Genomic DNA, 18,617 nt, shown 5'->3' with positions numbered 1-18,617 from the left:
GTATGTGCGGTCTTAGCGTGACAGGACGGGATTGGTGAGTCCTGTTATCGGGACGCACCCGGTGCATAAACACATGCGCCGTCCCGCGCCATGCCCGGCTTCAGATCGGCAGGTCACGGCTGGCGGCGATCGCCTCCATGGCGATATAGGATGTGACCGTGTCAAGATCGACCCGGTTGATCAGGGTGCGGTATATATTGTCAAACGAGTCCATGTCCTGCGTGATGATCTTGAGCATGTAATCGTAATCGCCTGCAATGCGGTAGAAATCGATCACATTGGGGATGTCATTGACAGCCTTGTGAAACCGCTCCAGCCACTCGCGCGAATGGCTGCGCGTGCGGACCATGACAAAAACCGTAAGCCCCAGCCCGAGCTTTGCCGGGTCCAGCCGCAGGGTGCGCGTGCCTGTCAGCCCCCGGGCGCGCAGGGCGTTGAGCCGCCGCCAGCAGGCATTCTGTGACAGGCCGACCCGCTCGGCGAGTTCACGCTGCGACAGGCCCGCATCCTTTTGCAGGGCACGCAACAGGGCGCGATCGAAATGATCCAATTTTTCGCTCATAACCGATCATATGACACCATTCTAGCGCATGGATAGCATGAAATAGGGAAAAATATTGCCCATCAGCCGATTAACATCCCTGCGCAACGCGCTTTGAGGGAACAGGCCATGCAGATGGATGACACGTCTTTTTCGGATTTTGCAGCCAGCCTGCTTGCAGGCGGCCATGAGGGCCTGCGCGCGGGCCTGATCGGGGAAGGCGCGCCCGTTCCCGGCCCGTTTGGCGTCAAACCCCTGGTTTATGCCGATTATGTCGCATCAGGCCGGGCGCTGAAGCAGATCGAGGAATTCGTGCTCACGCGCGTGCTGCCCTATTACGCCAACTCCCATACCGAGGCCTCGTTCTGCGGTGGCTACATGACCCGCATGCGCCACGCCGCGCGAGGGCAGATTGCGCGACTATGCGGGGCAGGCGCAGGGTTCTCCACCGTGTTCTGCGGCGCGGGGGCCACGGCGGGGCTCAACCGGCTGGTGCACCTGCTTGGCGTGCCCGAGGCGGCAGAGGCGGGCCTGCGCCCCGTACTGTTCATCGGGCCGTACGAACATCACTCCAACATCCTGCCCTGGCGCGAGAGCGGGGCAGAGGTCATCACCATTGGCGAGGCCGCGGAAGGCGGGCCGGACCTTGAACAGCTTGACCGCGCCCTTGCCCAGACCGACCCCGCACGCCTGCGCATCGGGGCCTTTTCGGCCGCCTCGAATGTCACGGGCATCATCACCGATGTGGATGCCGTAACCAAGGTGCTCAAAAGCCACGGCGCGCTGGCGGTGTGGGATTACGCCGGTGGCGGGCCGTACCTGCCCATCAACATGCGGGCGGGCACGCCGTATGAAAAGGATGCCGTGGTGCTCTCGGCGCATAAATTCGTAGGCGGCCCTGCGGCATCGGGCATCATGATCGTGCGCGATGCCGCCGTGTCGCGCACGCGCCCGGTCTTTACCGGTGGCGGCACGGTGCGGTTCGTCTCGCCGTGGGGGCATGATTATTCGACCAGCCTCGAAAGCCGCGAGGAAGCGGGCACGCCCAATGTCATTGGTGATATCCGCGCAGCTTTGGCCTTCATGGTCAAGGACGCCATGGGGCAGGACTGGCTCGACGGGCGCCACGAGGCCCTGCGCCGCCGCGCCGAGCAGGTCTGGCGGCGCAACCCGCATATCGAGATCGTGGGCAATGCGCAGGCACGCCACGCCCTGCCCATCTTCTCCTTCCGCGTGCATGGAGCCGAGGCGGGCGAGATGGTACACCAGCAGCTTTTCACGCGCATGCTGTCCGACGGATATGGCATTCAGGCCCGTGGCGGCTGCGCCTGCGCCGGGCCTTATGCACACAGCCTGCTTGATATTGATGAGCCACTGTCCAACACCCTGCGCCACGCCATTCTCAACGGTGAGGAGATCCGCAAGCCGGGCTGGACGCGACTGAACTTCTGCGCCCTGATGGATGATGCCAAGGCGGATTTCATCATCCGCTCGGTCGATGAACTCGCCCGCAACCCCGCCCCGCTGGCGCAGGCCTATGTGTGCGACCCCAAAACCGCCCGCTTCCGCGCAGAGACAATGCCCCAGACCGAAGCCGTGGGCTGAAGGGAATAAAAGTATGGGTGCCGCCTTTTTACAAAAAGGCGGCGTTCCTTACCCCAGTAAAACCGGCGCATCGCCTTCGCACCAGCCTGCACGCGCGGCAGGGCGCAGGTTGCGAACCAGTCGGGATCGGTTGCGGCAAACTGGCGCACGAAGGGCGCAATGGCGGCATCCGTCATGCCAGGCTGCGCACCATGCAAAAACGGGGCGGAATGCAATGCCACTTCAAGCCCGTGCAGGATGTGCAGGGCCTCCGCCCGGTGGTGCAGCGCATCCGACTGGTAGCGGGTCGTGTATTTGTAACGGTCGAGATGATATTTGAACGGCCCGTCATTGCGCGCGATCAGGTCGGGCCGCGTGCCGGGCCGCCAGTGCAGCGGGTCGTGACGGGCCAGCGCCCAGTCCATGATCTCGAGGCTTTCGGCCATCACCGCGCCATCGGGCAGGACCAGCACCGGCACCGTGCCCTTGGGCGAGGCCTGCAGCATGGCGGCAGGCTTGGCCGCCAGCCTGACCTCGCGCAAGGTGCAGGGCGTTTCACTCGCAAGCAGCGCCAGCCGTGCCCGCATGGCATACGGGCAGCGGCGGAAACTGTACAGCACGGGCCATGTCATGCCGCCTGCTCTTATTCCTCATGATCCGTTTCGACAAGCCTGTGGGGAAAGGCGCGCGGGTTGGTCATGGCCACGACCAGACCCACCACCACCGTGATGATGGCCATGGGCGTAAGCACGCCAAAGCCTGCGGCATTGAGAACCTGCCCGCCCACGGCGGACCCCATGAGGATGCCCACATTGCTCGCGGCGTTGATGCCGGCACCTGCCACGTCAGGCCGCGTGGCGCGTGCACGGATCGCACCCGACATGACGCAGGGAATGACCGCCGAATACCCCATGCACCACAGCCCGACCGGCGCAACCGCCGCCCAGCCTGACAGGATGTGCCCGTACATCAGCCCCATGCCGATCAGCATGGCGCCACCGCCGCCCAGCAGGCCCGTTGCCGGTCGGGTATCGACAAACTGCCCCGCCCCCCACAGGCCCACAATGCTCACGCTGCCGGTCAGAAGCAGGGCGATGCTCAGGCTGCCCGTGGCCAGACCATGATCGAGCAGCAGCGGCGTGACATAGGTATAAAGCAGGTTATGGGCAAAGAAGAGGATGGCATTGACCGCGATCACGACCAGGAAGATGCGCATGGCCCGGCTCGGCCCTGCCGAGGGCAGCCCGTTCCTGACCTGCACCGGCGTTGTGACCGGCGGCAGGAAGAAGGCGATGCATAGTGTGAGGATAACGGACAGGCCCGTCATGACGTACATCGCCATGCGCCAGCCTGCCAGATGCCCGATGGCAGCAGCCCCCGGCACGCCCAGAACCGCGCCAAGCGACGTGCCGCCATAAACGAATGAAATGGCCCGCCCGGTCATCTTGGCCGGAACCAGCCGTGCTGCATAGGCGGATGCAATGGACATGAGCAGCGCATGCGCAACACCCCCGATCAGGCGGCCCGCGCACAGAATGACAAAGCTCGGCGCTGCCGCCACCACCAGGTTCGACCCCACATAACCCAGCAGCGACACCAGTACGAGTCGCTTGCGGTCGATATGCGCGGTCATGATGGTCAGCGGCACGGCGCATACCGCCACCATCAGGGCAAAGGCGCTGACGGCCAGCCCGGCTTCGCCTTCGGGGATGTGAAAGCCGCGGGCCATGTCGATCAGGATGCCGACAGGCGCCACCTCGGTTGTCAGGGCCGTGAAAGTACATGCAAACAGGGCGCAAAGACCGATAACGGCTTCAGCCGGGAGGGTTTTGAAAAGCATGGTTGCCTGCAGAAATATAACGACACAACATCATGTCGCTTCACTTGTGGGCGTTCTGGCACTTCCCGCACTGTAGTGGAAGTGTCTATCATGCCAAGGCAGTACAGACTGCCCGTTCATAGAAAAACGTGCATAACGTCTATTGAACAGGTAAGCGCCGCACCGGTCATGCCCCACGGCCCGAATGCCGCCTGACAAGACCCGATCATCCCCTGCCCCGCCACGGCCAGACTGACCATACGGCCCCAGCGCCTCTCCCGCCTTTCGGGTTTTATTATGACAATATGGCAAGAAACCCGTCTCGATTATGAGACAGTTGCGCCATGCCCGGACACAGCTACGTGAAGCCCGCGCGGTAGGGCATGGCATTTTGCGCCCCCCTCATGCTGAACAACAGGTTCTGGCTGGGCGCAATAGGCAACACAATACCTACACATGCGGCACAGCTTTGGAAAACTATGGAAAGAAACGCGGCATGCGAGAAACTACCAAGAGGTTATTATCCATCATAACCTCCGTCTTGCTGGCCCTGATCGGGCTTTTTCTGTTCTTTGGCGGTGCCCAACTGCTCCTGCTGGGCGGCTCCTGGTTCTATGTGCTGACAGGCTGCGTCCTGCTTGCCGCTGCCGTGCTGGGGTTCAGGCAGCCGGGCCTGGCGAGCAGCCTGTACGCCGCCCTGCTGGTGGTGGCCACCATCTGGGCGCTGGTCGAGACCGGCTTCAACATCTGGGGCCTCGAGGTCCGGCTGATGACGCTGGTGGGCATTGGCGTGTGGCTGCTGCTGCCGCAGGTGTGGCGCACGCATGAGAGCTGGCTGGCTGACAAGAAGGCCCTGCTCGGCGCGGTGGGCGTATCGTGCCTTGTGCTGCTCATCAGTTGCTTTTCGTCCTATTCCATTGATGGCACGGTTCCGGCTGACCGCATGGCAGCCCAGGGCCAGCCGGAATCGGCAGCCGAAAACATGCCCGATGGCGACTGGCAGGCCTATGGCCGCACCGCGAGCGGCGATCGCTACTCCCCGCTGGGCCAGATCACGCCCGCCAATGTGGGCAAGCTCAAGCGCGCCTGGCTCACCCGCACGGGTGACGTGCAGCAGGCAGGCGAAGGCACCGTGGCCGGTCCCGACCAGGGCCATGAATTCAACCTTGAGGTCACCCCCATCAAGGTCGACAACACACTTTACATGTGCACGCCCCATAGCTGGGTGATTGCGATGGATGCCGCCACCGGCAAGGTGAAGTGGAAGTTCGACCCCCACCCCGACACTGCCGACCTTGCCAAGAACGTCTATCTCGCCTGCCGTGGCGTGTCGTATTACCGCATCCCCGACGAGATCCAGACAAACTGCCGCACCCGCATCTACTCTCCCGTGGCGGATGTGCGCATGGTGGCGCTCAATGCCGAAACCGGCAAGCCGTGCGATGATTTTGGCGATCACGGCTTCATTTCCCTGCGTGAATATCTCGGCCACGTGCCGCATGGCTTCCACTTCGTCACCTCGCCGCCGCTAGTGGCCAAGAACCGCCTGATTACGGGTGGCTGGGTGTTTGACAACCAGGCCAATTTCGAGCCGTCTGGCGCCATCCGCGGCTTTGACGCCACAACCGGCGCGCTGGCCTGGGCATGGGATGCGGGCCACACCCCCGAAACGTGGAAGCCCAACCCCGATGAAGTCCTGACCCGCGACACCCCCAATGCCTGGGGCGTGTACACCGCCGACCTCAACCTTGGCATGGTCTACATTCCCACCGGCAACTCGCCGCCGGATAACTGGGGTGGCACGCGCCGCCCGTTTGATGATGCGACCTCCTCGGCCACCATCGCGCTTGATATCGTAACCGGCGAGCGCCGCTGGACCTACCAGACCGTGCACCACGACCTGTGGGACATGGACATCCCCTCCGGCCCGTCGATGGTTGACCTGCCCGGCCCCAATGGCGAGACCATTCCCGCCCTGGTGCAGAGCACCAAGCGCGGCGAGTTCTTCGTGCTCGACCGCCGCACCGGCGAGACCGTGCCCGGCTACCCGGTGGAAGAACGCCCTGTGCCGACCGCAGGTGTTGCGCCTGACGACCATGCCTCCCCCACGCAGCCCTTCCCGGCGGCCATGCCCAGCCTTACGCCGCCGAACCTGAAGGAAAGCGACATGTGGGGCGCGACCCTGCTCGACCAGATGCTGTGCCGCATCGAGTACCGCCAGTCCGCCTATGAGGGGCAGTTCACGCCGCCGCATGTGGGCCAGACCACCGTGGTTTATCCCGCCTTCTATGGCGTGGTTGACTGGCAGGGCATCACCATCGACCCGCAGCGCAAGATCATGCTGGCCAATGCGAGCTACCTGCCCTTCCGCATCAAGCTCGACCACCGCCAGAAGCTGGAAGGCAACGGCACGCTGCCCAAGTGGGATGGCAAGGGCGAGGAGCCTGCCGCCAAGGGGGATGCGCTTTCCGTCTCGCCTGATTACGGCACGCCTTACATCGCGCTGACCAACCCGTGGCTGAACCCGTTGCAGATTCCGTGCAAGGGCCCGGTCTGGGGCACGCTGAGCGCGATCGACCTCGTGACCAAGAAGATCGTGTGGCAGCACCCTGTTGGCACCACGCGCGATACGGGTCCGTTCCGCACCCACAACAACATCCCCCTGCCGACCGGCATGTATAACGTCGGTGGCAATATTGTGACCAAGGGTGGCGTTGTCTTCATGGGGGCCACGGCGGATGATTACCTGCGTGCCTTCGATCTCGCGACCGGCAAGGTGCTCTGGACCGACCGCCTGCCTGCGGGCGGCCAGGCAACGCCCATGTCGTATGAGGTTGGCGGCAAACAGTACGTCCTGATTGCGGCTGGCGGCCATGGTGGCCTGGGCACCCGGAGCGGCGATTACATCATCGCCTACACGCTCGATGGTGCGCAGGCTGGCACTACAGCCCAATAAAAAACAATAACCGTGCAGGTATCCGGCCAATGCCGGGTACCTGCAGCTCATCAGGGAAGCCCCTCCCATGCGTCTGACCCAAAGATCGGCATGGTTCCATGCCATGCTGCGCCTTACCCTTCCTTCGGCCATACTGTTCCTTACGCCAAAGGCCCACGGCGCAGACGTCACCCTCGGGATCATCGGCCCCCACGAATATGACCTGCCCGTTGACTTCAAGCCCTTCAACGTGCTGGTGCAGTATGGCGATGGCAATGCGGCGGGCCATTCCTACAACAGCCTGGGGCAGCGCAAGCCCGAAGGGGGCAGCCACACCTGGTCGGGCATGACCAAATATGTCCATTTCCGCAGTTTTGACGCCATCCCCCACGTGGGCTTCGCCTTCGAGCTGATCCAGACCGAAAGCTACAGCCTGGCGGATGGCACGAATTACGGTGGCCTCGGCCCCACCATTGTCGGCCCCGCCGCGTGGTTCAAGCCCAACAAACACAGCACGTTCGGCATCCAGACCTTCATGCAGACGGCAGTGGGCACGCGGGATGCCACATCGCCCAATTACTGGTCGAACATCTCGAGCTTCATTTTCGATTATGAATGGAAGCATTTCAGCTTTGATGGCGATGCCGGCACGGTGGCGGGGGCAGCCAGGCACGTCAAGGGCGGGCATACCTATTCGCCCGGCGTAGTGTTCTATACCAACCTGCGCTTTAGCTGGAAGGCGACAAAACTGTTCGAGCCCTTCTTCGCACTTGACTGGCAGAACATGAAAGGCACTTACGACCGCACCGCAAGCCAGTATATGGATGATTCAAACAGCCGTGAAATAACGCTGGGCGCGGGTGCGATGTTCAATATTTCCAAGCATTTTTCCTTTACGACACGCTACTCGCATTCTGTTGATGGGCGGAACATACCCGAGAGTAATGCCTATTACGTGAAAGTCGTTTACCTATGGTAGCGCATGCCATCTGGCGCGGGCTGACTGACTGGCGCCCTGCGTCCATTTGATGCCATGTGTCATGACGGGCGATAAATATATACAATCATAATCAGACAGGCCATTACGGTGGCCATGCCGCACGCAAACCGACACATTCAGGGCAGGGAGACATGAAAGCGCATTGCCATAACCCCGCCCGGCCACCCCACATGGGCCAGGCCCTGCGCCCTGCTGGCGCAACCGAAGTGGCCAAGTCGTGGCAGCGTTGTGTTTCATCCTATAATCTCGACCCCGCGCAGGGGTGGCAGGCCGATGTGCTCTCGGGCGCGGAACTGCGGCATGTCAGCACCCGCTCGGCCAGCCTGCTCCGTATCGCCATGCCGGAAATGCAGCGCCTGTTCAGCCTTGTGCAGGGGCTCGACTTCATGGTGCTGCTCGCTGATCCTGACGCCACCATCCTCGCCCGCAACATAGACGAGGCCCATATGGGCCTGTGCCGCAGGCTGGCCCTGCGCGAAGGCGCCATCTGGAGCGAAAGCATGGCGGGCACCAACGGCATCGGCACCGCGGTGCAGGATGGCTGCCCTATCTTCCTTGGTGAAGGCGAGCACTGGCGCTTCTGCTTCTCGCTCCTGGCAAGCTATGCCGTGCCGATCTTCAACGCGCATGGCCAGGTGGCGGGCGCGATCAACCTTGCCGCCTTCAATGGCGATACCTCGCGCAGGCTTGCCCCGCTCGTGCTCGACACCCTTTTGCAATCGGGCCGCCGGATCGAGGAGCAGCTCTTCCGGGAATATCATGATGGCGCGCGGGTGCTGACGCTGGGCGTGGCCGAAGGGTGCTCGGCCCCGCTCGTCGCCATCAATGCCGAGGGCGAAGTAACGGGCGCCACCCATGCCGCCCGCACCCTGACCGGCTGGACGGATGACATGATCCGCACCCACCCCAACCTGCTGCACCGGCTTGAGGCGGAGGAACGGGTGAGTTTTCGCAAGGCGGAGGAAAATGTCATCCGCTCGGCGCTGGCCCTCGCGCATGGCAATGTTACGGCCACGGCCCGCCATCTTGGCATTGGCCGGGCCACGCTCTACCGCAAGATGAAGGCGCTGGGCATACGCTAGGGCAATTCCACTGAACCCTGGCTCAGTAGAATTGCTCTCATTCATTGTTTATCGAGCATCTTCACCAGTTCGAATGTGTCGATTCAAAATGGATCTGCTCCAGGCGCTCACCCGATATCGCCGCGCACCTCCGCCTGCCCGCTGCGCCTGAGCAGCACCATGGCCAGCAGATAGACCACCAGCCCACCGGCTGACAGCACCGCCCCGCCCACGCCCAGCGCGCCATAGCCGAACTGCCACGCCAGCAGCGCGCTGCCCAGTGATGCGCCGAGCGCGTTGGCGATGTTGAAGGCCGAATGGTTGAGCGAGGCCGCAAGCGTCTGCGCATCGCCTGCAAAATCCATCAGCCGGGTCTGCAATGCCGGGCCAAGCGCGTTGACGAAAGCTGGCACGAGCAGCACATCAAGCATAAGGGCCGGCTCGTTATGCAGCACGAACGGAAAGGCCAGCATGACCACGGCACTGCCGGCCAGCGCCAGCAGGGCGGCACGGTCGAGGTTGCGGTCCACGATCCATGCGCCCACATTCGCGCCGATCAGCATGCCCGCGCCGCATACGATCATGTAGATCATGATGCGCCATTCAGGCACATGCGTCACGTTGAGCAGCACGCTGGTCAGGTAGGTGTAGATGGCGAACATGCCGCCAAAGCCGATCGACGCCGTGACCAGCGTCAGCAGCACCTGCGTATTGGCCAGGGCCCGGATTTCCCTGAGCGGGGAGTTCTTGCGGTTGGGCGGGTCTGCGGGGATGTAGCGCCAGATTCCCGCCACCGTCAGCAGCCCCAGTGCCGCGATGATGAGATAGGCCACGCGCCAGCCAAAATGATCGGCGGCGAAGGTGGAGAACGGCGCACCCACCAGGGTGGAAATGGCAATGCCCGACAGGATGCGCCCCACGGCCCAGCCACGCCGCGCGCGCTCCACCATCGAGGCGCCGACCAGCGCCGAGATGCCGATCAGGGCGCCATGCGGCAGGCCGGTAATGAAGCGGGCCACCTCCACCAGCCCCGGCGTGGGCATGGCCACGCTGAGCAGGTTGGCGCAGCAGAACAGGGCAAACAGGATCAGCAGCAGTTCGCGCCGCGACAGGCGCGCGCCAAGGATGGTGATGAGCGGCGCGCCCACCACCACACCCAGCGCATAGGCCGTAATGGCATGCCCCGCATCAGAGGCGGAAAGCCCGAGCGAGGAGGCGAATTCGGGCAGCATGCCCATGATGGCGAACTCACCCGTGCCGACCACGAACGTGCCGAAGGTGAGGATGAAGAAAGCAGCTTTCGCGCCATGAGGCGCAACAATGGGGGTGACCCCCCCTGCGGGGGGTGCGGTCTGGTTCATGGGGCAGGTCCAGGTGATGAAGGGGGCGCTCAGGCCCCGAGCGTGTTGGCAGCGATACGGGCGATGGCGATATCATCCTCCGTGGGCGCGCCAGAGACACCGATCGCGCCCACCACGTTGCCATGCGCGCCCCGAAGCACCAGGCCACCGCCAAAGCTGGTCAGGCCGCCATTGGTGTTTTCCAGCGTGTAGGCCGCGCCCTGCGGGCGGGCGATCGTGGCCAGATCGGCGCTGTCCATATGGAACAGGGCCGCCGTGCGCGCCTTTTTGGTCGCAACATCAATCAGGCCCAGCGGCACGCCATCCATGCGGGTAAAGGCCACGGGCCAGGCCCCGGCATCCACGATGGAAATGCACACGCCAAACCCGCGCTTGCGCGCCTCGGCCAGGGCGGCCTCCATCATGGCCATCGCGTCGGTCAGTTTCATATCGGGTTCCACGGTTTTCTTGAAAAAGCGCAGCGTAACCCCACGCCTGCCCGGGCGTAACGCATCAATTACCAAAATCCCGATTTGTTCAACATGGCTGAACGGTGGCGCGGGCCACATGCGTCATCATCATCCATGCCAGCCGCATCAGGCGCGCACGTGGCAGGTCGGCGCAAGGGCCGGTCAGGGCAATGGCGGCCCGGACCTCGCCATGTTCGCGCCACGGCACGGCCACCGCGTTCTGGCCGGGGCGGTAGCTTTCAAGGTCAAGCGCATACCCGCTGAGGCGCACGGCCTCGATCTGCTCGCGCACACGCCCGTCAAGCGCATGGGCGCGCGTGCTGAGCACGCGCTGGCCCATGCCGGGCACGAAGGCGAGGAACACCAGCCCCACTGCCGAACCCTCAATGGCTTCACGCCGCTGCACGGCCGTGGCGGGCCCTTGGGCGGCGTGCGGGTCCACGCGGTCCAGATAGGCGGCCTCATCCCCGCTGGGCACGCCAAGGTGCACGGTTGCCCCGCTATGCCGGGCAATGGCTTCAAGCGTGGGGCGGATGCGCGTACGCAGGTCATGGTCATCGCCCATGATGCGCGACAGGTTGAGAATGCGCCCGCCCAGATGGTAGCGCATGTCGCCCGGCCTGCGCTGCACGTAGCCAAGGTGGTCGAGGGTCTGGAGAATGTTGTGAGCGGTGGTTTTTTCCATACCCGCCTTCGCCGCGATCTCACCAAGCCGCGCGCTGCCACCCTGCTGCGCCATGATTTCCAGAATGGCGGCAGAACGCACGATGGACTGGATCCGTTTGGGCACGCTGGCCATGTCACCCTCCTGCAGGGGCTGCCTCGCACAAGATGAACGGACAGACCCCGGCGCATGCCTTTACCTCATGGGCTTTGGGGACGGAAAGTCGGTTCAAAGGGCAAGCCCTGCCAAAGACCCGGCCGCGGGTGATATTCACGGTTTTCTGGTGCCATCAAGATGGCGCGCCCTGCCACGAGGTTCTCATGCGTCGTCACGCCGCCCCATGCCACATGCATCCGGGTGGTCAAGGGTCAGCAGCAGGCGCGTAACGGGAACCGGGAGAGCCGAGATGGGCGGCGAGCGGTGAAGCACGGCCCCTTTTGTTGACCAGCCGGGATATAACCGCCCTTTGAAAAGGGTGATCCAGCCTGCTGGCGTTTCATGGATGGTGTCGCTGTCCGCGTATTTCCATTGAACACCGGGGCCGGTGTAGGTGCACAGACAACGCAGTGGAACATGATCAACATGAAAGCGGCGGCAACTGTCGTGACTGACCTTTTCCAGCCGGAAGCGGATTTCGGATGTACCTGACAGGCGCTTATAACGGCGGGCAAGGTGCAGGGCGTCTTCAGCCAGCGCCTGCGTGCCTGCCGGCAGGAGCGCCTGCAACGCGCTTTCAAGCATTTCAATGGTGCCACGCCTGAGAAACAGCGCCGGGCCGTGCGCATTCCACAATGCCGCAGCCTGCATGATCTCCTGCCCGAGGTGACGTTCCTGCTGAACGATAAAACAGTCGTGCCTGTCAATGTTCTGGAACGGCATCAGGGTGGTGGAAAACGGACGGGTCGGACAGGACTGTTTCATGTCAGGGTCCTTTAGGGATTGTTATATTATAACATAACATATAGATTTGGCGGATCGCAACCCAATGGATGGTGTCCGTCATGCGCGAAAGACTTCCGGTAACGGTTCTTTCCGGCTTTCTGGGAGCTGGAAAGACGACACTTCTCAACCACGTGCTCAATAACCGCGAGGGCCGGAAAGTCGCGGTCATCGTCAATGACATGAGCGACGTGAACATTGATGCCGATCTGGTGCGCGACGGCAGTGACCTGTCCCGAACAAATGAAACGCTGGTCGAGATGAGCAATGGCTGCATCTGCTGCACGTTGCGCGATGACCTGCTGCACGAAGTCCGGCGGCTGGCACAGGAAGGCCGCTTCGATTACCTCCTGATTGAATCGACAGGGATTGCGGAGCCGCTTCCGGTTGCAGCGACTTTCGAGTTTCGTGACGAGGCGGGTGAAAGCCTGTCTGACATTGCGCGGCTCGATACGATGGTCACGGTGGTGGATGCCGTCAACCTGCTCAAGGATTACGCCTCGACGGATTTCCTGCGCGACCGGGGCGAGACGGCGGGCGACGGGGATGACAGGGCGCTGGTTGACCTGCTGGTCGAGCAGATCGAGTTTGCCGATGTGGTGGTGCTGAACAAGGTCTCGAGTGCAACGCCAGCGCAGCGCGAAGCCGCGCGGCAGATCATTCAGGCCCTTAACGCCGATGCGGATATTATCGAAACCGATCAGGGCGTCGTGCCCTGCGCGCGCATTCTCGATACGCACCGCTTCGATTACGACCGGGCGCACAAGCACCCGCTCTGGTACAAGGAACTTTTTGAATTCCATAACCATGTTCCCGAGACCGAGGAATATGGCATCCACACCTTTGTCTGGCGCGCCCGCCGCCCGCTGGTGCCCGAGCGCTTCAAGGCCTTTATCGACTCTTCCTGGCCGGGCGTGATCCGGGCCAAGGGCCATTTCTGGCTGGCAACCCGCCCGCACTGGGTGGGCGAACTGGGGCAGGCAGGCGCATTGGTCCGCACGCAGGCTATGGGGCGGTGGTGGGTGACGATACCCAAAAACCAGTGGCCGGACAGTGATGAATGGCGCGACCTGATCCTGTCGAAATGGGACCCGGTTTATGGTGACCGCCGACAGGAGATCGTATTTATCGGCACGGCGGAAATGGATGATGCCGCCATTGCCGCGGTGCTGGATGCCTGCCTTGTGCCCGACTATGATGTGCAGCAGTTCGATCCGCTGCTGTTTGCCCATCTGCCTGACCCATTCCCCGCCTGGGAGCAGGGGGAAATGGCGGATGCGTAAAGTGAAAGCAGATAACGAACGGACATTACGCCACGAGATGTGGCGGCGGTATGCAGGCAATGACTGGGCCGCCTTTGACGCGCTGCCCGCAGCAATCCGCCAACGGGTGGCCGCTCATGCCTATGATGCCTGGTCGGTCAATGTGATGATGCTGTGGAAACATTACAAACGGCTTTATGGACGCACGACGCGCGCCGAGCGGGCGCTGATCCGGTATCTTGATTATTGCGAGCGGCTGGAGCGCGAAGCCTTTGCATCACGCTACAGCGCAGCCTACGGCATGGCCCTGCCGCATGAGGCAGCATGTGTGACGGTTCTGAGATCAGAGTAACGTTCATCTACCGCCCCTGCCTGCCGGGCAATGATAAAAGCTTCAGACGATGTCGCCTTTTTGAAAAAAGGCGACACCCAAAAACGTCTCCCATCTTTATCCATGATGTGATTTTAAACAACTTTAATGGCAGACACGCGCAAAAGCGCGACACATTCCATTTTTATTTAAAAAAAATGCAATGTGCGCTCGAACAATTCTTCACCAATTCGCATGTATCCATTCAAACTGGTTCTGCCCTAGCAGCCATTCATGGCCTTGATGCCCTGAATATAATTCCGTCCATCACGCATGGTTGTTGTGACTGTTGCCCTGCCATCGCACACCCGGGACTTTATTGCGTAATGATAATGCACAATAAAAGTGCTGTCATTTTCCTGCGCAATATCCAGCATGGTTATCGGGTCGGTCAGGCTTCCATAAAACCGGGTGAGATTGGATGGTGAAAAAGCCGGCATGGTGCGTTTTTCGGGAATGACCATGGCGGCGGCATCAGCACCCTGCGCATCGTGCAGCGCCGTATAGAAGGCGCGTATGGTCGTGGCTGCCGTTCCGTATTCATCCGTAAAATCCATGGGCTTTGCCTGTACGGGCACATTTTCCTGTGCTGGCGCAATGGATGTTACCGTTGCAGCGAGTGGCTCATGAACATGCCCGGTTTCAGCCGCCGCCTGATTTGTGAGTTGCACCGTCACGTTTTGATGGAGGAATGCCCGCAAGGATTCTTCTTTTTCCGAATATAGCTGCACGGCCTGAAAATGGTTGTCCGGATTGGCAAAGTCATCGCCGGTAATGCAGATGGGGCTTTGGAGCTTCAGTATGTATTCAGGTTCTGGCGTATCGCCCTTCTGAATGTCTTCGTAATTTGGCGGGCCGGGAAACATGACATATTCCAGTGTTCCGGTCAGTTCCGATGGCTGGTGACTGGCCAGATCATAACACTCCCCTGCCCATGCGGATGTGTGCCAGAGGCCACATAGAACTGAAATAAGGGCAAACGGAAAATATCCTGTCATCTGAAAACACCTGCAAAATAACCTGAGAGAATATATTTTCCATGCCTGATCCTGTCCATACAGATTGCATGGCATTCACAAATCACGACAAAGCAACAGAAATACATCGCGCAGCCCATGTAATTATATATTTTATACTGAAATAATTTTTATTGTTTAACATAAACGATAAAGTCCGTTGCAATCTGGATGGCAGGCATGACTGTATGGGTGCCACGGTCACATGTAGTCGCACCGTGTCGCCACCGCGCTTGAGGCACATTATGATCTCCGCAGCACACCGCGCGGGCGTTCCTGCGACAACGTGCCGTGATGGGACATATCAAACCTTGATTGGCTGACCTGTGCAGACCCAACAATTATTGATCCGATATGAACGGAACCTTTTATTTATAATGAACAAATAATAGGAATAAAATAAAAGTAAAATTATTCACGAACTTGTGTTATTTATGAATTAAATCTTTCCTATCCGCAAACCGATACACACTCTGTTCCTCATAGCCGCGCCCGTGGCCCCAAGGCCACCGGGAAGGGAGAGCAGATAATGTGTGTCATCACGACATGCGCCAAGAACAAGAACAAGTCTGCAACAACATGGCACAACTTTCCTGCCCGTATCAGGCTGCTGGCCGTTATGGCGGGAATGCTGTTTGCCGGTTGCATGCCCATTTCTGAAGTACTGGCCCAGACAGAAACCGCAAAAACCGCCTTTACAACCCATTACGAACCCGCCGCCTTTCCCATGACCGAAATGGGGCAGGTGGCGATCGGCCCCCTCGTGCCCATGCTGACCGCCTCCCCCCACCTGTTCGGGGACTGGGGCGGCATACAGCCATGGCTGACAAATCGGGGCATATTCCTCAATGTCACCGTCAATGAAGAATATATGGGCAATATTACCGGCGGCAAACAACGCGCCAACGTCCTGGCCGGGCAGGTCGCTGGCGCGCTGGACATAGACTGGCAGCGCCTGGCGGGAATTCCGTCCTTCTGGACCCATATGCTGGTCATCAACGGGCACGGAAACAGCCTGTCCAACGCCATGGGGGATTCAGTCACCAACCCTGAAGAAATATACGGCGCGCGCGGCAACGTGGTTGCCCATCTGGTAGACATGTATGCCGACAAGGGTTTCCTGCGCGACCGCATCATCCTGTCGGTTGGCGTCATACCAACAGGCAGTTTTTTCAATCAGGATTATCTGGCCTGTTCGTTCATGAACGTATCGGTGTGCGGCAATCCCGCGCCCTCCAAATACGTGCCGGGCGGGCGGGACTGGCCTTCGGGCAATCTCGGCGCGATCCTGCGGGTGCGCCCCACGCTGCGAACCTACATCATGGGCGGCATCTTTGCGGTCAGCCCCCATGCCTATAACGGTGGCATATCGGGCTGGGCGCTGGGGCAGGACGGGCTGGGCAAGCTTTCCTCGCAGGTCGAGATCGGCTGGAGCCCGTCTTTTGGCAGGCATCACCTGCTGGGGCACTACAAGATCGGGTACTGGTATGACAATTCCCGCTACCCCAACCTGTATGCTGACATAAACGGCAATTCGTTCCAGGCAACGGGCCTGCCGCGGCGGTATGAATCCGGCATGAACGCGGCATGGCTCATGTTCAACCAGATGATCCACCGCAGCGGAGAGGGGCTTGCAAACGGCCTGATCGTAATCGGGGGTGTTGACTACACGCAGGGCAGCCAGGTGGCCATGCGCGACCATGAATGGATCGGCCTGCTGCAGAGCGGCACGCCCTGGGGGCGCCCGCTCGATCAGATAGGCGTCATGTTCCAGTATATGGAAATGAGCCACACCGTGGCCCTGCAGCAGGAATCATCGCTTGCGCTCGGCCTGCCCTACCTGCCCAACCAGTGGGGCGCCGTGTACGGCATACAGAGCCACGAAAATGTATGGGAAGCCTTCTACAGCATCCACGTCGCACGTGGCACGGCCTTCCAGCCTGATTTCCAGTATCTCCAGCGGCCTGGTGCCACAACCACGTTCCATGATGCCGCCGTGGTCGGCTTCCAGTTCACCACCAATCTGTGAACCCTGCCATACAGTAAAAAAATACCGAACACATGAAGCGTTACTGCAAATAACAATAAAGGAATGCAGCATGACGGAATATGTTGGTGCGATAGACCAGGGCACGACCAGTTCCCGGTTCATGATATTCGATCGGAAGGGAAACGTGGTTTCCGTTGCGCAGAAGGAGCATCGCCAGATCTACCCAAAGCCCGGCTGGGTTGAACACGACCCCATGGAAATTCTTGAAAACACGAATGAAATGATTGGTGCGGCCATGGCCCGCGCCAATCTGGCTGCAACCAGCCTGGCAGCGGTCGGGATTACCAACCAGCGCGAGACCGCCGTGCTGTGGGACAAAACAACAGGCCAGCCGCTGCATAACGCCATCGTGTGGCAGGACACCCGCGTGGACCAGTTGGTCAGCGATTATGGCCGCGATGGGGGGCAGGACCGTTTCCGCGCCATTACGGGCCTGCCGCTGGCCAGCTATTTTGCCGGGCTGAAACTGCGCTGGCTGCTCGATAACGTGGAAGGCGCGCGCGAGAAAGCCGAAAGCGGGCAGGCCCTGTTCGGCACGATAGATAGCTGGCTTTCATGGAACCTGACGGGCGGGGTGAAGGGGGGCATCCACATTACCGACGTGACCAATGCCTCGCGCACCCAGCTCATGAACCTGAAAACCTGCGCGTGGGATGAGGACATGCTGGCAGCCTTTTGCATTCCCGCCGCCTGCCTGCCCCGCATCGTTCCTTCCTCACAGGTTTACGGCATAATTGTCATCCCCAGCCTGCAGGGCACGAAGCTTGCCGGCATCCTGGGCGACCAGCAGGCCGCCTTGGTGGGGCAGACCTGTTTTACACCGGGCGAGGCCAAGAATACCTATGGCACCGGCTCGTTTTTGCTGATGAATACCGGCACCGAGCCAGTGCAGTCCAAGGCAGGACTGCTGACAACGCTCGCCTACCAGTTTGGCACGGAAGAACCGCGCTACGCGCTGGAAGGCTCCATTGCCATTACGGGCGCGCTGGTGCAGTGGCTGCGCGATAACCTGAAGCTGTTTGACCTGGCAACACAGATCGAACCGCTGGCCCGCAGCGTGGCGGATAATGGCGGGGTCTATATCGTTCCCGCCTTTTCGGGCCTGTATGCGCCATACTGGAAGGAAAATGCCCGTGGGGTCATTGTGGGCCTGACCCGCTATGTCACCCGCGCGCATTTTGCCCGCGCCACGCTGGAGGCCACGGCCTTTCAGGTGCGCGATGTGGTTGCCGCCATGGAGGCAGACAGCGGCATCATCCTGCGCAGCCTGAAAACGGATGGCGGCATGGTGGCGAACGAGCTGCTCATGCAGTTCCAGGCCGATATCCTCAACGTGCCGGTCGTGCGGCCGAAGGTGGTGGAAACCACCGCCCTCGGCGCCGCCTACGCCGCAGGCCTGGCCGTGGGATACTGGAAAAACATTGATGACCTGCGCGCCAACTGGGCAGTGGACCGCACCTGGCAGCCGACCATGCCACCCGAGCAGCGCAACCGCTACCTGGGCTGGTGGAAGAAAGCAGTAGAGAAATCCTTTGACTGGGCGGAATGACCCGCCCCCGAACAGAC

At 61.1% G+C, this 18,617-nt stretch carries 16 protein-coding genes; 8 read left to right on the top strand and 8 right to left on the bottom strand.

The features are described 5' to 3' along the window. Positions 1-100: 100 nt before the first annotated feature. Positions 101-562, bottom strand: coding sequence for an Lrp/AsnC family transcriptional regulator (locus QEG70_RS08580; protein ID WP_308720304.1), 462 nt, complete (start codon positions 560-562; stop codon positions 101-103). Positions 563-670: 108 nt separating this feature from the next. Here QEG70_RS08580 and QEG70_RS08575 point away from each other — a divergent pair, with 108 nt between their 5' ends. Continuing rightward, entirely contained in the window at positions 671-2,146 is a 1,476-nt protein-coding gene (locus tag QEG70_RS08575; RefSeq protein WP_374762574.1) for an aminotransferase class V-fold PLP-dependent enzyme, read from the top strand. On the opposite strand, the gene QEG70_RS08570 is transcribed toward QEG70_RS08575, so the two are convergent. Both QEG70_RS08570 and QEG70_RS08565 read right to left on the bottom strand, forming a co-directional pair. Further along, a complete protein-coding gene (locus tag QEG70_RS08570; protein WP_308720303.1) occupies positions 2,077-2,757 on the bottom strand; it encodes a glutathione S-transferase N-terminal domain-containing protein in 681 nt (226 codons plus the stop codon). The two genes, QEG70_RS08575 and QEG70_RS08570, sit on opposite strands and share 70 nt — an antisense overlap. 11 nt (positions 2,758-2,768) lie before the next feature. After that, on the bottom strand, positions 2,769-3,965 hold the full coding sequence (locus tag QEG70_RS08565; protein ID WP_308720302.1) for an MFS transporter: 1,197 nt from the start codon (positions 3,963-3,965) through the stop codon (positions 2,769-2,771). Between the two features lie 475 nt (positions 3,966-4,440). Here QEG70_RS08565 and QEG70_RS08560 point away from each other — a divergent pair, with 475 nt between their 5' ends. From QEG70_RS08560 to QEG70_RS08550, 3 genes are all read left to right on the top strand, one after another. Next, positions 4,441-6,900 carry a membrane-bound PQQ-dependent dehydrogenase, glucose/quinate/shikimate family gene (locus QEG70_RS08560; RefSeq protein WP_308720301.1) on the top strand — a complete coding sequence of 820 codons (2,460 nt, stop codon included), beginning with the start codon at positions 4,441-4,443 and terminating at the stop codon, positions 6,898-6,900. Between the two features lie 67 nt (positions 6,901-6,967). Then, entirely contained in the window at positions 6,968-7,858 is an 891-nt protein-coding gene (locus tag QEG70_RS08555; protein WP_308720300.1) for a transporter, read from the top strand. Between the two features lie 191 nt (positions 7,859-8,049). Further along, positions 8,050-8,961: a helix-turn-helix domain-containing protein gene (locus QEG70_RS08550; protein WP_308720569.1), complete on the top strand. Its 912-nt coding sequence runs from the start codon at positions 8,050-8,052 to the stop codon at positions 8,959-8,961. 107 nt (positions 8,962-9,068) lie between these two features. Here the strand turns inward: QEG70_RS08550 and QEG70_RS08545 are convergent, their stop codons facing one another. The 4 genes from QEG70_RS08545 to QEG70_RS08530 all read right to left on the bottom strand — a co-directional run bounded on the left by QEG70_RS08545 (position 9,069) and on the right by QEG70_RS08530 (position 12,335). Continuing rightward, the gene (locus QEG70_RS08545) at positions 9,069-10,301 is read right to left on the bottom strand and encodes an MFS transporter (RefSeq protein ID WP_308720299.1); all 1,233 of its coding nucleotides are present in this window, start codon (positions 10,299-10,301) and stop codon (positions 9,069-9,071) included. Between the two features lie 29 nt (positions 10,302-10,330). Next, positions 10,331-10,729: a GlcG/HbpS family heme-binding protein gene (locus QEG70_RS08540; RefSeq protein ID WP_308720298.1), complete on the bottom strand. Its 399-nt coding sequence runs from the start codon at positions 10,727-10,729 to the stop codon at positions 10,331-10,333. Positions 10,730-10,817: 88 nt separating this feature from the next. After that, positions 10,818-11,549 carry an IclR family transcriptional regulator gene (locus tag QEG70_RS08535; protein ID WP_308720297.1) on the bottom strand — a complete coding sequence of 244 codons (732 nt, stop codon included), beginning with the start codon at positions 11,547-11,549 and terminating at the stop codon, positions 10,818-10,820. Between the two features lie 183 nt (positions 11,550-11,732). Further along, positions 11,733-12,335 carry a DUF1826 domain-containing protein gene (locus QEG70_RS08530; protein ID WP_308720296.1) on the bottom strand — a complete coding sequence of 201 codons (603 nt, stop codon included), beginning with the start codon at positions 12,333-12,335 and terminating at the stop codon, positions 11,733-11,735. Positions 12,336-12,403: 68 nt separating this feature from the next. Here QEG70_RS08530 and QEG70_RS08525 point away from each other — a divergent pair, with 68 nt between their 5' ends. Together QEG70_RS08525 and QEG70_RS08520 are read left to right on the top strand one after the other, a co-directional pair. Then, entirely contained in the window at positions 12,404-13,636 is a 1,233-nt protein-coding gene (locus QEG70_RS08525) for a GTP-binding protein (RefSeq protein ID WP_308720295.1), read from the top strand. After that, positions 13,629-13,967, top strand: coding sequence for a DUF6525 family protein (locus QEG70_RS08520; RefSeq protein WP_308720294.1), 339 nt, complete (start codon positions 13,629-13,631; stop codon positions 13,965-13,967). Before QEG70_RS08525 ends, QEG70_RS08520 begins: the two co-directional genes overlap by 8 nt. Before the next feature lie 239 nt (positions 13,968-14,206). Here the strand turns inward: QEG70_RS08520 and QEG70_RS08515 are convergent, their stop codons facing one another. After that, a complete protein-coding gene (locus QEG70_RS08515) occupies positions 14,207-14,983 on the bottom strand; it encodes a hypothetical protein (RefSeq protein WP_308720293.1) in 777 nt (258 codons plus the stop codon). Between the two features lie 547 nt (positions 14,984-15,530). On the opposite strand from QEG70_RS08515, the gene QEG70_RS08510 reads away from it, so the two are divergent. Further along, positions 15,531-17,030, top strand: coding sequence for a carbohydrate porin (locus tag QEG70_RS08510; protein ID WP_308720292.1), 1,500 nt, complete (start codon positions 15,531-15,533; stop codon positions 17,028-17,030). A gap of 70 nt (positions 17,031-17,100) precedes the next feature. Further along, on the top strand, positions 17,101-18,600 hold the full coding sequence (gene glpK / locus QEG70_RS08505; RefSeq protein ID WP_308720291.1) for a glycerol kinase GlpK: 1,500 nt from the start codon (positions 17,101-17,103) through the stop codon (positions 18,598-18,600). Positions 18,601-18,617: the final 17 nt, after the last annotated feature.

The sequence above is a fragment of the Komagataeibacter xylinus genome (genome assembly GCF_031081985.1).
Taxonomy (GTDB): domain Bacteria; phylum Pseudomonadota; class Alphaproteobacteria; order Acetobacterales; family Acetobacteraceae; genus Komagataeibacter; species Komagataeibacter xylinus_E.
This window is presented reverse-complemented; position numbering and strand designations above follow the sequence as displayed.

What these genes read in the sequence shown, in the direction of transcription:
- QEG70_RS08580 (WP_308720304.1), bottom strand. Translation starts at nt 562, where the DNA reads ATGAGCGAAAAATTGGATCATTTCGATCGCGCCCTGTTGCGTGCCCTG.
- QEG70_RS08575 (WP_374762574.1), top strand. Translation starts at nt 671, where the DNA reads ATGCAGATGGATGACACGTCTTTTTCGGATTTTGCAGCCAGCCTGCTT.
- QEG70_RS08570 (WP_308720303.1), bottom strand. Translation starts at nt 2,757, where the DNA reads ATGACATGGCCCGTGCTGTACAGTTTCCGCCGCTGCCCGTATGCCATG.
- QEG70_RS08565 (WP_308720302.1), bottom strand. Translation starts at nt 3,965, where the DNA reads ATGCTTTTCAAAACCCTCCCGGCTGAAGCCGTTATCGGTCTTTGCGCC.
- QEG70_RS08560 (WP_308720301.1), top strand. Translation starts at nt 4,441, where the DNA reads ATGCGAGAAACTACCAAGAGGTTATTATCCATCATAACCTCCGTCTTG.
- QEG70_RS08555 (WP_308720300.1), top strand. Translation starts at nt 6,968, where the DNA reads ATGCGTCTGACCCAAAGATCGGCATGGTTCCATGCCATGCTGCGCCTT.
- QEG70_RS08550 (WP_308720569.1), top strand. Translation starts at nt 8,050, where the DNA reads ATGGGCCAGGCCCTGCGCCCTGCTGGCGCAACCGAAGTGGCCAAGTCG.
- QEG70_RS08545 (WP_308720299.1), bottom strand. Translation starts at nt 10,301, where the DNA reads ATGAACCAGACCGCACCCCCCGCAGGGGGGGTCACCCCCATTGTTGCG.
- QEG70_RS08540 (WP_308720298.1), bottom strand. Translation starts at nt 10,729, where the DNA reads ATGAAACTGACCGACGCGATGGCCATGATGGAGGCCGCCCTGGCCGAG.
- QEG70_RS08535 (WP_308720297.1), bottom strand. Translation starts at nt 11,549, where the DNA reads ATGGCCAGCGTGCCCAAACGGATCCAGTCCATCGTGCGTTCTGCCGCC.
- QEG70_RS08530 (WP_308720296.1), bottom strand. Translation starts at nt 12,335, where the DNA reads ATGAAACAGTCCTGTCCGACCCGTCCGTTTTCCACCACCCTGATGCCG.
- QEG70_RS08525 (WP_308720295.1), top strand. Translation starts at nt 12,404, where the DNA reads ATGGTGTCCGTCATGCGCGAAAGACTTCCGGTAACGGTTCTTTCCGGC.
- QEG70_RS08520 (WP_308720294.1), top strand. Translation starts at nt 13,629, where the DNA reads ATGCGTAAAGTGAAAGCAGATAACGAACGGACATTACGCCACGAGATG.
- QEG70_RS08515 (WP_308720293.1), bottom strand. Translation starts at nt 14,983, where the DNA reads ATGACAGGATATTTTCCGTTTGCCCTTATTTCAGTTCTATGTGGCCTC.
- QEG70_RS08510 (WP_308720292.1), top strand. Translation starts at nt 15,531, where the DNA reads ATGTGTGTCATCACGACATGCGCCAAGAACAAGAACAAGTCTGCAACA.
- glpK (WP_308720291.1), top strand. Translation starts at nt 17,101, where the DNA reads ATGACGGAATATGTTGGTGCGATAGACCAGGGCACGACCAGTTCCCGG.